The organism is Streptomyces sp. NPDC054794 (genome assembly GCF_053611585.1).
This window is the reverse complement of the sequence record NZ_JBSHAQ010000055.1, coordinates 17,501-30,580: the sequence shown is the minus strand read 5'-3', so window position 1 is coordinate 30,580 and position 13,080 is coordinate 17,501. Positions and strand designations below refer to the sequence as shown.

At 71.3% G+C, this 13,080-nt stretch carries 14 protein-coding genes; 6 read left to right on the top strand and 8 right to left on the bottom strand.

Annotated elements, in window-relative coordinates; translation table 11 throughout:
- Nucleotides 1–2: 2 nt before the first annotated feature.
- Complete coding sequence (locus tag ACWGKT_RS39125; protein ID WP_453277409.1) at nucleotides 3–545, top strand: DUF485 domain-containing protein; 543 nt, start codon at nucleotides 3–5, stop codon at nucleotides 543–545.
- The gene (locus ACWGKT_RS39120) at nucleotides 542–2,134 is read left to right on the top strand and encodes a solute symporter family protein (RefSeq protein ID WP_453277408.1); all 1,593 of its coding nucleotides are present in this window, start codon (nucleotides 542–544) and stop codon (nucleotides 2,132–2,134) included. Before ACWGKT_RS39125 ends, ACWGKT_RS39120 begins: the two co-directional genes overlap by 4 nt.
- A gap of 65 nt (nucleotides 2,135–2,199) precedes the next feature.
- Here ACWGKT_RS39120 and ACWGKT_RS39115 read toward each other — a convergent pair whose 3' ends face one another.
- Entirely contained in the window at nucleotides 2,200–2,892 is a 693-nt protein-coding gene (locus tag ACWGKT_RS39115) for a response regulator (RefSeq protein WP_453277407.1), read from the bottom strand.
- Nucleotides 2,893–3,052: 160 nt separating this feature from the next.
- Here ACWGKT_RS39115 and ACWGKT_RS39110 point away from each other — a divergent pair, with 160 nt between their 5' ends.
- From ACWGKT_RS39110 to ACWGKT_RS39100, 3 genes are all read left to right on the top strand, one after another.
- A complete protein-coding gene (locus ACWGKT_RS39110) occupies nucleotides 3,053–3,868 on the top strand; it encodes an ABC transporter ATP-binding protein (protein WP_356154824.1) in 816 nt (271 codons plus the stop codon).
- Nucleotides 3,858–4,721, top strand: coding sequence for an ABC transporter permease (locus ACWGKT_RS39105; protein ID WP_356154827.1), 864 nt, complete (start codon nucleotides 3,858–3,860; stop codon nucleotides 4,719–4,721). The genes ACWGKT_RS39110 and ACWGKT_RS39105 overlap by 11 nt, the downstream gene beginning before the upstream one ends.
- An 86-nt stretch (nucleotides 4,722–4,807) precedes the next feature.
- Nucleotides 4,808–5,887 carry an ABC transporter substrate-binding protein gene (locus ACWGKT_RS39100; RefSeq protein WP_453277406.1) on the top strand — a complete coding sequence of 360 codons (1,080 nt, stop codon included), beginning with the start codon at nucleotides 4,808–4,810 and terminating at the stop codon, nucleotides 5,885–5,887.
- Nucleotides 5,888–5,927: 40 nt separating this feature from the next.
- Here the strand turns inward: ACWGKT_RS39100 and ACWGKT_RS39095 are convergent, their stop codons facing one another.
- The 4 genes from ACWGKT_RS39095 to ACWGKT_RS39080 form a co-directional block, all read right to left on the bottom strand.
- Nucleotides 5,928–6,608 carry a response regulator gene (locus ACWGKT_RS39095; protein WP_453277405.1) on the bottom strand — a complete coding sequence of 227 codons (681 nt, stop codon included), beginning with the start codon at nucleotides 6,606–6,608 and terminating at the stop codon, nucleotides 5,928–5,930.
- Nucleotides 6,605–8,275: an ATP-binding protein gene (locus tag ACWGKT_RS39090; protein ID WP_453277404.1), complete on the bottom strand. Its 1,671-nt coding sequence runs from the start codon at nucleotides 8,273–8,275 to the stop codon at nucleotides 6,605–6,607. Before ACWGKT_RS39090 ends, ACWGKT_RS39095 begins: the two co-directional genes overlap by 4 nt.
- A gap of 112 nt (nucleotides 8,276–8,387) precedes the next feature.
- Complete coding sequence (locus tag ACWGKT_RS39085; protein WP_453277403.1) at nucleotides 8,388–9,326, bottom strand: sucrase ferredoxin; 939 nt, start codon at nucleotides 9,324–9,326, stop codon at nucleotides 8,388–8,390.
- Nucleotides 9,327–9,406: 80 nt separating this feature from the next.
- The gene (locus ACWGKT_RS39080; protein WP_453277402.1) at nucleotides 9,407–10,663 is read right to left on the bottom strand and encodes a citrate/2-methylcitrate synthase; all 1,257 of its coding nucleotides are present in this window, start codon (nucleotides 10,661–10,663) and stop codon (nucleotides 9,407–9,409) included.
- Between the two features lie 112 nt (nucleotides 10,664–10,775).
- Here ACWGKT_RS39080 and ACWGKT_RS39075 point away from each other — a divergent pair, with 112 nt between their 5' ends.
- On the top strand, nucleotides 10,776–11,942 hold the full coding sequence (locus tag ACWGKT_RS39075) for a citrate synthase (RefSeq protein WP_453277401.1): 1,167 nt from the start codon (nucleotides 10,776–10,778) through the stop codon (nucleotides 11,940–11,942).
- Nucleotides 11,943–11,986: 44 nt separating this feature from the next.
- On the opposite strand, the gene ACWGKT_RS39070 is transcribed toward ACWGKT_RS39075, so the two are convergent.
- The 3 genes from ACWGKT_RS39070 to ACWGKT_RS39060 all read right to left on the bottom strand — a co-directional run bounded on the left by ACWGKT_RS39070 (nucleotide 11,987) and on the right by ACWGKT_RS39060 (nucleotide 13,043).
- Complete coding sequence (locus ACWGKT_RS39070; RefSeq protein WP_356154847.1) at nucleotides 11,987–12,109, bottom strand: hypothetical protein; 123 nt, start codon at nucleotides 12,107–12,109, stop codon at nucleotides 11,987–11,989.
- Nucleotides 12,102–12,338, bottom strand: coding sequence for a hypothetical protein (locus ACWGKT_RS39065; protein ID WP_235454996.1), 237 nt, complete (start codon nucleotides 12,336–12,338; stop codon nucleotides 12,102–12,104). The genes ACWGKT_RS39070 and ACWGKT_RS39065 overlap by 8 nt, the downstream gene beginning before the upstream one ends.
- Nucleotides 12,339–12,488: 150 nt before the next feature.
- Nucleotides 12,489–13,043: a DUF6082 family protein gene (locus ACWGKT_RS39060; protein WP_453277400.1), complete on the bottom strand. Its 555-nt coding sequence runs from the start codon at nucleotides 13,041–13,043 to the stop codon at nucleotides 12,489–12,491.
- Nucleotides 13,044–13,080: the final 37 nt, after the last annotated feature.

Sequence of the window (13,080 nt, the reverse complement as noted above, 5' to 3'; positions counted from 1 at the left end):
GCATGCAGTCAAGTAACGGTCGTCCTCGCGGAGACGGAGGCGCTCCCGAGGGTTCGGCCGACAACCACGAAGACCCAAGCCGGCCGCCGCGCGAGGCGAGGTACGAGGACCCGTGGTACGACGCGCTGGCCTCCGGCTGGGGCGAGTTGGACGGTGTGGGCGTGCCGGCTCCCGCCGTACCGGGTGCGCGTGAGGGCGGGGAGGCCGTTCGCGCGCGGGACGTGTATCTGGAGGTGCAGCGCAGCGCGGCCTTCCAGGAGGTGCGCAGCCGGTATCGCCGGTTCGTGGTGCCGGGGGCCGCCGTCTTCCTGACCTGGTACGTGGGGTACGTGGTCACGGCGACGGCGGCGCCTGGGTTCATGGCCAGACGCGTCGCGGGCGCGGTGAACGTGGCGATGCTCGCGGGCCTCGGGCAGTTCCTCACCACGTTTCTGCTCACCTGGGCCTACGCCCGGCACGCGCGGCTGCGCAGGGACCGGATCGCGCTCGAACTGCGCTGGGACACACAGGAACTGACGCGTGGAGTGCGAGGCGGTGCATCGTGACGGATCGTCATCAGGCGCTCGCGCTGGTGCTGTTCAGCGGATTCGTGGCCGTCACGCTGGCGATCACGACGTGGGTGAGCCGCAACCGCCACGGTTCGGCGGAGGAGTTCTACGCGGGCGGTCGGCTGTTCTCGCCGATGGAGAATGGTTTTGCCATTGCGGGTGACTACATGTCGGCCGCCTCCTTCCTGGGGGTGACCGGGCTCATCGCGCTGTTCGGCTACGACGGGCTGCTCTATGTGGTGGGCTTCCAGGTCGCCTGGCTGGTGGTGTTGTTCCTGGTCGCCGAACTGGTGCGCAACTGCGGGCGGTTCACGCTCGCCGACGTGGTGGCCGCGCGGATGAGCGAGCGGCCGGTGCGGATCGCGGCGGGAACTTCCTCGGTCACCGTGTCCGTTCTGTATTTGGTGGCGCAAATGGTCGGGGCGGGCAGTCTGGTCGCGCTGCTGCTCGGGCGGACCGGCGAGGCGGCGCAGGCGTGGACCGTCATCGGGGTCGGCGCGCTCATGGTCATCTATGTGTCGTTGGGAGGGATGCGGGCCACCACCTGGATCCAGATCGTGAAGGCGGTCCTGCTGCTCTGCGGGACGATCGCGCTGACCGTGCTCGTCCTGGTGCGGTTCCACGGGGACGTCGACCGGCTGCTGCTCACGGCGGCCGAGCGCAGCGGGCACGGGAACGCGTTCCTGGTGCCGGGGCTCAAGTACGGCGGGGACTGGACCGCGCGGTTCGACTTCATCAGCCTGGGGCTCGCCCTGGTACTGGGTACGGCCGGGCTGCCGCACATCCTGTCCCGCTTCTACACCGTGCCGACCGCGCGGGCCGCCCGCCGCTCGGTGGTGTGGGCGATCGGGCTGATCGGCGGCTTCTATCTGATGACGATCGTGCTCGGGTTCGGGGCGGCCGCGGTCGTCGGGCCGGGGGCCGTGAGCCGCTCGAACGCGGCCGGGAACACGGCGGTTCCGTTGCTGGCGCTCGACCTGGGCGGCGGCGCCGACTCGACAGGTGGAACGGTTCTGTTCGCGGTCGTCGCGGCCGTTGCCTTCGCGACGATCCTCGCGGTGGTCGCGGGGATCACCCTCGCCTCGTCCGCGTCGGTGGCCCACGACCTGTATGCCTCCCTGCGGCGCGGGCGCAAGGAGCCGCGCAGTGAGGTGGCGGTGGCGCGTGTCGCGGCGGTCGGCATCGGAGTGGTCGCGATCGCGCTGGGACTGCTGGCGAGAGACCTCAACGTGGCGTTCCTGGTGGGCCTGGCCTTCGCCGTGGCCGCCTCGGCGAACCTGCCCGTGCTGCTCTACTCGCTGTTCTGGCGCGGCTTCACGACACGCGGCGCGGTGTGGGCCGTATACGGAGGGCTCGTGCCGGCGCTGGGGCTGGTCCTGCTGTCCCCGGTGGTGTCCGGTAGCCCGGGTTCGCTGTTCCCGGACGTCGACTTCCAGTACTTCCCGTTGCAGAACCCCGGCATCGTGTCCATCCCGCTGGGCTTCCTCGCGGGCTGGCTCGGCACCGTCACCTCGGACGAGGTGCCGGACGAGGCCAAACACGCGGAGACCGAGGTGCGGTCGCTCACCGGAGCGGGGGCGGTGTAGGTGCGGGCCGCATGCCAGGGCGGCGAACCGGAGCGGCGCCGTCCGTGCGCCCGGGTGGTGAGGCGTTACGGCGCCACCCAGGCGTACCGGTGCTCCGGGCGTCCCGTGTCGCCGTACTTCAGGGAGAGGCGGAGCCGGCCGGCCTGCTCCAGGTGGCGCAGGTAGCGCTGGGCCGTGGAGCGGCTCAGGCCGGTCTCGGCGGCGACCTCGTGGGCGGACAGCGGATGGTTGGCGCGGTGCAGGACGCCGCAGATGAGGTCCGTGGTGGGCTCCGATTGACCGCTGGGCAGGCCGGGTGAGGTCGGCGCGGGCGCGGTGCGCAGCGCGCCGAAGATCCGGTCCACCTGTTCCTGGCCCGTCAGGCCCCGGCCGCCGACCCGGTCGACGGTGCGGCGCAGGGCGGCGTACGAGTCCAGGCGGCTGCGCAGGGCGGTGAAGGTGAACGGCTTGACCAGATAGTGCAGGGCGCCCAGGCGCATCGCCTTCTGTACGGTCGTCACATCGCTGGCTGCCGTGATCATGATGACGTCGGTGCCGTGGCCCTGTTCCCGCATGAGGTGGACGAGTTCGAGGCCGGTGCGGTCCGGCAGGTAGTGGTCGAGCAGCACCAGGTCGATGGTCCCGCGTTCCACGGTGGCCAGGGCCTGGGCGGCGCTGTGCGCGCGGGCGGCCACCCGGAAGCCGGGAACCTTTCCCACGTACTTGGCGTTTATCTCGGCGACGCGGAAGTCGTCGTCCACGACCAGGACGTCAATCATCAGGCCTCTCCTTACAAGGCCGGCGAGCGTTAAGCCCGTGTTTCGTGCTCCGCAGTTGTAGCGCGAGCAAAAAGAGCACAACAGGTGCTTGCGAGCAAAAGAACGGCTTGCGCCCAGAAGACTGCTGCTGTGGCCGGGGCCACACCTACCGTCCCGGGCCATGAGCGCAGACACCAGCCCCGCCATCGAGTTGCGGGGCGCGAGCAAGATCTTCAGGACCCCGTCGGGGGGTTTGCACACGGCCGTCCGGGAGCTGGACCTCACCATCGGGCGCGGTGAGTTCGTGGCTGTCGTCGGCCCGACCGGCTGCGGCAAGTCGACCACGCTGACCCTGGTCAGCGGGCTGGAGGAGCCCACCGAGGGCGAGGTGCTGGTGGCTGGGCAGCCGGTCTCCGGCGTCGGTGACAAGGTCGGCTTCGTCTTCCAGCAGGACGCCACCTTTCCCTGGCGGTCGGTCCTGTCCAACGTCATGGCGGGCCCGCGCTTCCGGGGCGTGCCGAAGGCCGAGGCCAAGGAGAAGGCCCGCGAGTGGCTGGCCCGGGTCGGGCTCGCCGCCTTCGAGGACCGCTATCCGCACCAGCTCTCCGGCGGACAGCGCAAGCGCGTCGCCCTCGCCGCCACCTTCGTCAACGACCCCGAGATCCTGCTGATGGACGAGCCGTTCTCCGCGCTCGACGTACAGACCAGGGCGCTGATGTCGGACGAGCTCCTGGAGCTGTGGGAGGGCACGGGCGCCTCCGTCGTCTTCGTCACCCACGACCTGGAGGAGTCCATCGCGCTGGCCGACAGGGTCGTCGTGATGACCGCCGGGCCCGCGACGGTGAAGCAGGTCTTCGACATCGACCTGCCCCGGCCGCGCAAGGTCGAGTCGGTGCGTCTGGAGCCCCGGTTCATCGAGATCTACCGCGAGATCTGGGAGTCCCTCGGCGAAGAGGTCCGCATCACCCGCGAAAGAGGTGCCGCCCATGTCGCCTGAGGTCATCACCACGCCCGTCGCCGACACCGTCAAGACACCGGACCGCGCACAGTCGCGGGCTCAGGCCGCCCGCAGGCGCAAGGCGGTCGTGGCCGCCGCACGAGTGCTGCTCCTGGTCGTCGTGCTCGGCCTGTGGGAGGCACTGTCCCGGGCCGAGGTCATCGATCCGTTCAACTTCTCGATGCCGTCGAAGATCTGGGACCAGATCCACACCTGGATCATGCACGGGACCGCGCTCGGCTCCCTGGGCGAGCAGATCTGGTACACGCTCCACGAGGCGCTGCTCGGCTGGGTCATCGGTGTCGTCGCCGGTGTGGTCTTCGGTATCGCCCTCGGGCGGATCGCCTTCATGGCCGATGTCTTCGGTCCGTACATCAAGGTGCTCAACTCGATCCCCAGGATCGTCCTCGCCCCGATCTTCGTGATCTGGTTCGGCCTGGGCCCCGCCTCCAAGGTCGCGTCGGCCGTGGTGCTCGTGTTCTTCCCGGTGTTCTTCAACGCCTTCCAGGGCGCCCGCGAGGTCGACCGCAACCTGGTCGCCAACGCCCGGATCCTCGGTGCGAGCGACCGGCGGGTCACCCTGCAGGTGGTCATCCCGTCGGCCACATCCTGGATCTTCACCAGCCTCCACGTCAGCTTCGGCTTCGCCCTCATCGGCGCCATCGTCGGCGAGTACATCGGCGCCACCAAGGGCATCGGCCTGCTCGTCGCCCAGTCGCAGGGCACCTTCAACGCCGCCGGCGTGTACGCGGCGATGGTCATCCTCGCGGTCGTCGCACTCGTCGCCGAGGGCCTGCTGACCTTCGCCGAGCGCCGCATCTTCCGCTGGAAGCCCGCGAACTCCGACCACTGAGCACGGCCCGCCGGGCGCCGTCGCAAGCCCGCGCCCCTCGCACATCCCTCTCCCCGCCCCGCCCTCTCACAAGGACGTGAACCGCCATGCGCAAGACCGCCAGATACGCGTCGCTCGCCGCCGTCGGCCTGCTCGCCCTCTCCTCGCTCACCGCGTGCGCCAATGACGCGGCCGGCACCGCCTCCACCGGCTCCGGAAGCAAGGGCGACGGCAAGGGGACCAAGGTCAAGATCATGGTGGGTGGCCTGGACAAGGTCATCTACCTGCCGGCGATGCTCACCCAGCGGCTCGGCTACTTCGACGCCGAGGGCCTCGACGTGGAACTGCTCAGCGAGCCCGCCGGTGTGCAGGCGGAGACCGCGCTCGTCTCCGGCCAGGTCCAGGGCGCCGTCGGCTTCTACGACCACACCCTCGATCTCCAGGTGAAGGGCAAGGCCGTGGAGTCCGTCGTGCAGTTCTCGCACGCCCCCGGCGAGGTGGAGGTCGTCTCCACCAAGAAGGCGGGTGACATCACCTCGCCCCAGGACTTCAAGGGCAAGAAGCTCGGCGTCACCGGTCTCGGGGCCTCGACCGACTTCCTCACCAAGTACCTCGCGGTCAAGAACGGCGTGAACACCAGCGAGTTCACCCCCGTCGCCGTGGGCGCGGGCCCGACGTTCATCTCCGCCCTGGAGAAGGGCTCGATCGACGCCGGCATGACGACCGACCCGACGGTCGCCACGATCCTGGACAAGAAGGTCGGCAAGATCCTCCTCGACATGCGGACGCCCGAGGGCTCCGAGAAGGCGCTGGGCGGCCCGTACCCGTCGTCAAGTCTGTACATGCAGACGGACTGGGTGAACGGCCACAAGGACACCGTCCAGAAGTTGGCCAATGCATTCGTCAAGACGCTCAAGTGGATGTCCACCCACAGCGCCGACGAGATCGCGGCCAAGATGCCCGCCGACTACTCCCAGGGCAACAAGACGCTCTACGCCGAGGCGATCAAGAGCACCCTCCCGATGTTCACCGACGACGGTGTGATGCCGGCGAACGGTCCCGAGACCGTCGAGAAGGTCCTCAAGGCGTTCAACCCCAACATCAAGAACGCCGAGGTGGACCTGAGCAAGACGTACACGACCGAATTCGTCGACAAGGCCGCGAAGGCCGCGAAGTCCTCGGGCTGACGGACGGATCAGCGGACGGACCGGACGCCGTCGGACACGGTCAGACGCGGGTCGCCCACACGTAACGGTGTTCCGGGCGGCCCGCGTCGCCGTATTTGAGGGTCAGCCGGGCCCGTCCCGCGCGCTCCAGGAGCTTCAGATAGCGCTGGGCCGTCTGCCGGCTCACTCCGGTCCGTTCGGCGATCTCCTGGGCGCTGAGCGGGCCTGCGGCGTTCATCAGGGACTGGCGGACCAGTTCGGCGGTGGTGGGGGAGTGCCCCTTGGGCAGTTCCGGCACCGACGGCGCGGACAGCGCGCCGAAGATGCGGTCCACCTCGGCCTGTTCCGCCTCGCCGCCGCCGTCCAGGGTGCGGCGCAGCCGCGCGTACGCCTCCAGCTTGGTCCGCAGGCCCGCGAAGGCGAACGGCTTCACCAGGTACTGCAGGGCGCCCTGCCGCATCGCCGCCTGCACCGTCGACATGTCCCGGGCCGCCGTGACCATGATGACGTCGATCTGGTGGCCGCGCCGGCGCATCTCCCGGACGACGGCGAGACCCGTCTCGTCGGGCAGGTGGTGGTCCATGAGGACCAGGTCGAGCCGCGGCAGCGTCTCCAACTGGTGCAGTGCCTCGGCCGCGTTGTGCGCCTCGCCCGCCACATGGAAGCCCGGCACCTTCTCGACGTAGGCGGCGTTGACCCGTGCGACCCGGGTGTCGTCGTCCACCACCAGGACCTCGATCATCGCGCCTCCTCCTCGGCAGCGGTGTCCACGGACGCGGCGAGCGCCGGCTCCAGCCCCGGCTCGGTCAGGGCCTCCGGCAGGACGACGGTGAACTCGGCGCCCCCGCCGTCCGCCTCGCCCACCGTCGCGCTCCCGCCCTGCCGCTCGGCGAGCCGGCGCACCAGAGAGAGGCCTATGCCGCGCTTGCCGTGCGCCGGCGGCTGCTTGGTGGACCACCCCTCGGCGAAGACCACCTCCCGCTGCTCCGCCGGGACCCCGGGGCCCGTGTCGCGCACTCTCAGGACGGCGGTACGTCCCTCGGTGCGCAACTCGACCTCCACGCGCGCGTGCGGCGTCCCCCCGACGGCGTCGAGCGCGTTGTCCACCAGGTTGCCCACGATCGTGACCAGGCCCCTGGGGTCGATCAGCCGGTCCGGGAGCCGGGTGCGGTCCGACACCCACAGGGCGACCCCGCGCTCGGCCGCCACGGTCGCCTTGCCGACCAGCAGGGCGGCGAGCAGCGGGTCCTGGATCTTCTCGGTGACCTGCTCCGCGGTGACCCGATGGTCGCCCACCACCTCGCCGACGAACTCCACGGCGTCCTCGTACATCTCCAGTTCCAGCAGGCCCAGCAGCGTGTGCATGCGATTGGCGTGCTCGTGGTCCTGGGCGCGCAGCGCGTCGATGAGGCCGTGCGTGGAGTCCAGTTCGCGGCCGAGCCGCTCCAGTTCGGTGCGGTCGCGCAGGGTGGCCACGGCGCCGCCGTCGTCGGTGGGCATGCGGTTGGCGACCAGCACCCGCTGGCCGCGCACGGTGAGCAGGTCGGTGCCGGTCACCCGGCCCGCCAGGACGTCCGTGGTACGACCCGCGCCCAGCGCCTCTTCGGGCAGCCGTCCGACGGCCTCGTCGTCGAGGCCCAGCAGCCGCCGTGCCTCGTCGTTGAACAGGCGTATGCGCCCGCCGCGGTCGAGGGCGACGACGCCCTCGCGGATGCCGTGCAGCATCGCCTCGCGCTCCGCGAGCAGCGCCGAGATGTCCGAGAAGGCGAGGTCCCGGGTCTGCCGCTGGACCCTGCGCGAGATCAGCCAGGCCGCCAGCGCGCCGACCGCGAGTGCGCCGCCCGCGTAGGCGAACAGCCCAGGGATCGCGCTCATCAGGCGGGCGCGCACGCTGTCGTACGCGATGCCCACCGAGACCGCCCCGACGATCCGGTGGTCGGCGTCGTACAGCGGCACCTTGCCGCGTGCGGAGCGGCCCAGCGTGCCGCTGTCGATCTCCATCACCTGCTCGCCGGCCAGGGCCTTGCGCGGGTCGGTCGAGACGTGCCGGCCGATCTGCCGCGGGTCGGTGTGCGACCAGCGCACGCCTCGCTGGTCCATCACGACGACGTACTCGGCGTGCGTGATGCGCCGGATGCGTTCCGCCGCCGTCTGCACCGGCCCGTCGACGGTCGGCGGGGTGCGGCGGACGTCCTCGGCGATCTCCGGGTCCTGCGCGGTGGTCTGCGCGATCGCCAGCGCCCGGTGCATCGCCTCGTTGTCCAGCTGCTTGCTCAGCGGGGCCAGGAACAGTCCGGTCGCGAGGACCGCGACTCCCGCGGCGATCGCCACCTGCATCAGCAGGACCTGCGAGAACACCCGCCGCGGCAGACCGAGGCGCAGGCGGCGTGCGGGGGGAGTGCGGCTCATGCCCACGACGGTACGTGGGCGGGCGGGGCCTGCCGTAGGGGTGTGGCGGGGATCTCTTGGCCGGCCTCGGGAAACGGTGCGGCCACGCCGAGAAATCCCGGCCCCGGCGCCGTCAGCTCGCCAGCGCCGTCGCCCTCAGCTCCCGTACCTCAACCACGTCCATCCGGACGGGCGAGCCCAACTGCGTGCCGCAGCTCTCCGGCCGGGGCGGCAGCGAGGCGCCCTGGGCCACGGTGACGCGCCAGTGGCGGCCGTCGACGTGTGCGACGGTCACCTCCCAGCGCGGGGCGCCGCCGTCCGTCCGTACGACGCTCAGCACGTCCGCCGCGTACTCGCCCGCGGCCCGGCGCACCGCCAGTTCGGCCGCCTGACCGGGCCGCTCCCAGGCCGAGTTCCCCCGGCACCCCTCGACGACGATGCGGCCCTCCCGCACACCGTGCAGGACCTCCTTGACGGCGTGCGCCTCGGCGCGACCGTAGGCGTATCCGTACGGCAGCACGAGCACCGTCGGCGAGAAACGGTGGCCACCCAGATGAGTGACCTCCCAGACGCCCCGCACTCCGGAGGCGGCGAGTTCGGCCGCGAGGGGGCGGCCGAGCAGGGCACAGCAGCGGTCGCGCTTGCCGTTGGTGCACACGAGCGCGAGCGGGCCGTCCGTGTGCGGGCGCCCGCCCAGCGCGGCGTCGAACGAGCGGTGGTCGCCGGCGCCGAGGGCGGCGAAATCGAGCCCCAGCAGCTGTTCCGGGTCGCGGGTCGTGGCGCCGTGCAGCCAGACGTTCCCGGGAACGACGTGGGCGGCGTACACCCGGCGCGGGGCGGGCATCCCGGGGTCGGCGTGCCGGCCGGGGCGGCGGATCAGCGCGACGCGCACGCCCGTCCCCTGCGCGGCCGCCTCCAGGGCGCGGCCGAGCGCGGGGTCCAAGTGGCTCGAAGTGAGCGCTTTGGCACCCCAGGGGCCGGGCTGTTCCAGCAGCAGCCACGTCGTCGCCGTGGCCGCCGTGCCGGAGACGGGCTCGTCGAGGCTCCGGGAGACGGTCGCACACCTACTCACACAGGTGAGCCTAACCTGACTTTGCTTGGGGTGACTTCCGGCCGGGTCGTGTCCCGGTCCGGGAGCGGTCGTGCCGGGTTCTAGTCCGGGAGTGGTTGCGGGGGCCGGGGGCCCACGTAGTGGCCGCTGGGGCGCATGCGCAGCGGGCGCTCCCCGTACTCCTCCAGGGCGTGGGCGATCCAGCCCGCCGTCCGGGCCACGGCGAAGATCGTCTCGCCGGCCGTGGCGGGCATGCCGCAGGAGACGGTGAGCACGGCGAGGGCGAGGTCGACATTGGCGTGCAGTGGGGCGTGACGGGCGGTGGTGGCGACGACGTCACGGGCCGCGAGCAGGGCGGGCTCCGCGCGCGGGATCTCCCCCAGAAGGGCGAACAGGGCACGCGCGCGTGGGTCCTCGCCCTGGTAGAGCCGGTGACCCAGGCCGGGGATGCGGCGGCCCGCGCGGAGCTCGTCCGCGATCACCGGGACCGCGGTGCCCCGGTCGAGTACGTCGACCAGCATCCGGTGGGCCAGCCCGCTGGCCGCGCCGTGCAGCGGGCCCTCGATCACGCCGAGGCCGGCCGAGACGGCCGCGTAGGCGTGCGCCCGGGCCGAGGCGGCGACCCGCACCGCGAGCGTCGAGGCGGCCAGGTCGTGGTCGACGAGCAGGGCCAGCGCGGTGTCCAGGGCGCGCAGTGACGCCTCGTCGGCCTCGCGGCCGGTCAGCCGGCCCCACAGGCGGTGGGCCAGCGGCCCCTCGGCGAGGTGGCCGAACTCCCGCTGCGGCAGGGCGGCGACGAGGGTGGGGATGAGGACGCGCGCCGTGCCGAGCACGGCCTCCTCGGACAGGTCGAAGCGCAGCGGGTCCTCGGCCGCCGCGGCGATCGCGGCGACGCGCAGCCGGTCGGTGGGCGCGGTGTGTTCGGGCAGGGCGTTCACGGCGCGGCGGGCGGTGGCGACGGCGGCCTCGGGCGCGGTGAAGGTGGCCCCGGGGCGCATCCGGCCGGTCCACAACCACTCGGCGACCTCCTCGTAGGAGTGCCGCGCGGCGAGCTCCGTGGCGTCCACGCCCCGGAAGTAGTACCGGTCCCGCTCGATGAGCGTGATGCGGGTGCGGACGGACAGTTCGCCGCCGGAACCCGGACTCCCCGCGCTCTCCCGTCTGTTGCGCCGGGCGAGGGCAGCCACCTCCTCGGCGTCGAAGGTGCTGCCCCGGCCGCCGGGGTCGCGCCTGCTGCTGAGCTGACCGCGGCTCACGTACGCGTACACGGTCTCCGGCTTCACGCCGAGCAGTTCGGCGGTCTCCTTGGTGCTCAGCCTCCGCTCGGGGCGGCCGGGAGCGGGTTCTTGATCGCGCATGGGGGTCACGGTAGCCGCCTCCCGGAGCATTGATGGCTCATATTGACTGGATCAATATTGACAGAGAATCAGTCAAGCATGGACAGTCGAATCAAGTCCAGGGAGGAAAATCATGTCCATCAACAGGGCTGCGGCCACCCTCGTCGACGTGCCGCGCGGACTCGCGGGTGTCGTCGTCACCGACACCGGCATCGGTGACGTCCGGGGCCGCGAGGGCTTCTACCACTACCGCCAGTACTCGGCCGTCGAACTCGCGCGGACCTGCGGTTTCGAGGACGTCTGGCATCTCCTGATCCACGGCGAGCTGCCGGACGCGGAGCGCCGTACCGCCTTCACCGCCGAGACCGCCGCGCTGCGGCGGCTGCCCGCCGAGGTCCGGGCCGCCCTGCCCGCCGTCGCCGCGGCGAGCCGCGCCTCCGGTCCGCCGGCCGGGTTGCGCACGGCGCTGTCGCTGCTCGGCGCGGCGAAGGGATTCCGGCCGGTGTACGACATCGACGCCGATCGGCGCCGCGCGGACACCGTCGCCGCCTGTGCCGCCGTACCGACGCTGCTCACCGCCCTGTACCGGCTCGGGCGCGGGCTCGACCCCGTGGAGCCGCGCGAGGACCTGTCCTACGCGGCGAACTACCTCTACATGCTCACAGGTTCGGAGCCGGACCCCGCGCGGACCCGGGCGATCGAGCAGTACTTGATCTCAACCATTGATCACGGATTCAATGCGTCAACCTTCACGGCACGGGTCGTCGCGTCCACGGGCGCGGATGTGGCGGCATGCCTCGTGGGAGCCGTGGGAGCGCTGTCCGGGCCGCTGCACGGCGGTGCGCCCAGCCGTGCGCTGGAGACCCTGGACGCCATCGGCACCCCGGAGCGCATCGACGGCTGGATCCGGGAACGCGTCCTCGCCGGTGACCGGATCATGGGCTTCGGGCACGCGATCTACCGTACGGAGGACCCCCGTTCGCGGATGCTGCGTGACCTCGCCCGGACCTTCGGCGGCCCACGCGTCGAATTCGCCGTCGAGGTCGAGCGCCAGGTGGAGGCGATCCTCGCCGAACTGAAGCCCGGCCGCGAACTGCACACCAACGTCGAGTTCTACGCCGGCGTGGTCATGGAACTGTGCGGTCTGCCGCGCGAGATGTTCACCCCCACCTTCGCCGCGGCCCGCGTGGTGGGCTGGAGTGCCAACATCCTGGAGCAGGCCGAGGACCCGAAGATCATCCGCCCGGTCGCCCGGTACGTGGGCCCGGAGCCGCCGGCCACGGTGCCCGCGGTGGCCTGACGCCCGAAGCCCGGCACCACGGGTGCCGGGCTCGGGGTGGAGCCTCAATCGTGCGGGTGGTGGTAGGCGGTCCGGTCCTGACGGATGTCACGGACCATCTTGACGACGGCCGCGACTCCACTGAGGGCGCCGCCGATGGCCCCCAGGAGTAGCGCTATATCAAGCATCGGGAATGTCGCCTTTGGCTCGCAGCAGGGTCTCGCGGCTGATCACGACGATCCGCTCGTAGTCGGCGCGAGCCGCATCGGACGGGAGACGGGGGTCGAGCAACTCGGTGGCGTCCGTGCCGATGACCGCGTAGTTGCCGTCGGACAACTCGAAGATGTCGGGACAGGTGTCACCGGTCATGCTCCCGCGTTCCCGGGGGGAGGCACCGATGCGACGCACGATTCTCAAGGGGGATCCCCATTCTCGTGGTGTGGGTGTTGGGCGGGGGACAGGTTAGCCACGCGTGGCTGCGGGTGGATGCGGGTGGGAGTCCGCATGGTGAGACGTATCCACTGGCGCTCGTTCTGTCCTGCGAAGCCAAACGTTGCCCAACTGGGCTTATTCCGTGGGCGGTTCGCCCACGACCCACCACTCCTCGGTGTCCCCTGCCTCATCCAGATCGTGAATGAGGGTGTCCACCATCCGGCCGATGCGCCCCTCCTCGGAGCCCTCCTTGAGGCTCGCACGATGGGGGCGTGTGTTCTCCCAGTACCGGCGGAAGGGTGCGCTGCGGCACAGCACCCGCAGATGCCCGTGCAGCTCCTCCAGCGTCGCGACGCCGATGCGGTAGCCGAACAGGGCGTTGGCATACAGGGCGTTGGCGAACAGGTGCTGGCGCAGCTGTGTCGGTGACTCCGCCTCGAAGGTGCTCAGGACGACGGCCAGCTCGGGATCGTCGATGGCCCGTTCGAGAAGGCCGAGCTGCAGCCGCTGGTAGTCCACCAGGCTCGCGCGGTGGTTCTCGGCCTGCTCCGCCTGGGCAAGCCGCAGCCGTAATTCCAGGTACTGCCGCTGTCGTGTCGTCCACGCCGCGAGGGCGCCCGCCGCGAAGGCGAGCCCCACCGTGGCCGCGGAGCCCAGCCCCCGCTGCCTCCCGGTCTTCCGTGTGGTCATGTCAACCCCCGATTCAGGCGGCCGTCCGCCGGTCGTC

What these genes read in the sequence shown, in the direction of transcription:
- ACWGKT_RS39125 (WP_453277409.1), top strand. Translation starts at nt 3, where the DNA reads ATGCAGTCAAGTAACGGTCGTCCTCGCGGAGACGGAGGCGCTCCCGAG.
- ACWGKT_RS39115 (WP_453277407.1), bottom strand. Translation starts at nt 2,892, where the DNA reads ATGATTGACGTCCTGGTCGTGGACGACGACTTCCGCGTCGCCGAGATA.
- ACWGKT_RS39110 (WP_356154824.1), top strand. Translation starts at nt 3,053, where the DNA reads ATGAGCGCAGACACCAGCCCCGCCATCGAGTTGCGGGGCGCGAGCAAG.
- ACWGKT_RS39105 (WP_356154827.1), top strand. Translation starts at nt 3,858, where the DNA reads ATGTCGCCTGAGGTCATCACCACGCCCGTCGCCGACACCGTCAAGACA.
- ACWGKT_RS39100 (WP_453277406.1), top strand. Translation starts at nt 4,808, where the DNA reads ATGCGCAAGACCGCCAGATACGCGTCGCTCGCCGCCGTCGGCCTGCTC.
- ACWGKT_RS39095 (WP_453277405.1), bottom strand. Translation starts at nt 6,608, where the DNA reads ATGATCGAGGTCCTGGTGGTGGACGACGACACCCGGGTCGCACGGGTC.
- ACWGKT_RS39090 (WP_453277404.1), bottom strand. Translation starts at nt 8,275, where the DNA reads ATGAGCCGCACTCCCCCCGCACGCCGCCTGCGCCTCGGTCTGCCGCGG.
- ACWGKT_RS39080 (WP_453277402.1), bottom strand. Translation starts at nt 10,663, where the DNA reads ATGCGCGATCAAGAACCCGCTCCCGGCCGCCCCGAGCGGAGGCTGAGC.
- ACWGKT_RS39075 (WP_453277401.1), top strand. Translation starts at nt 10,776, where the DNA reads ATGTCCATCAACAGGGCTGCGGCCACCCTCGTCGACGTGCCGCGCGGA.
- ACWGKT_RS39070 (WP_356154847.1), bottom strand. Translation starts at nt 12,109, where the DNA reads ATGCTTGATATAGCGCTACTCCTGGGGGCCATCGGCGGCGCCCTCAGT.
- ACWGKT_RS39060 (WP_453277400.1), bottom strand. Translation starts at nt 13,043, where the DNA reads ATGACCACACGGAAGACCGGGAGGCAGCGGGGGCTGGGCTCCGCGGCC.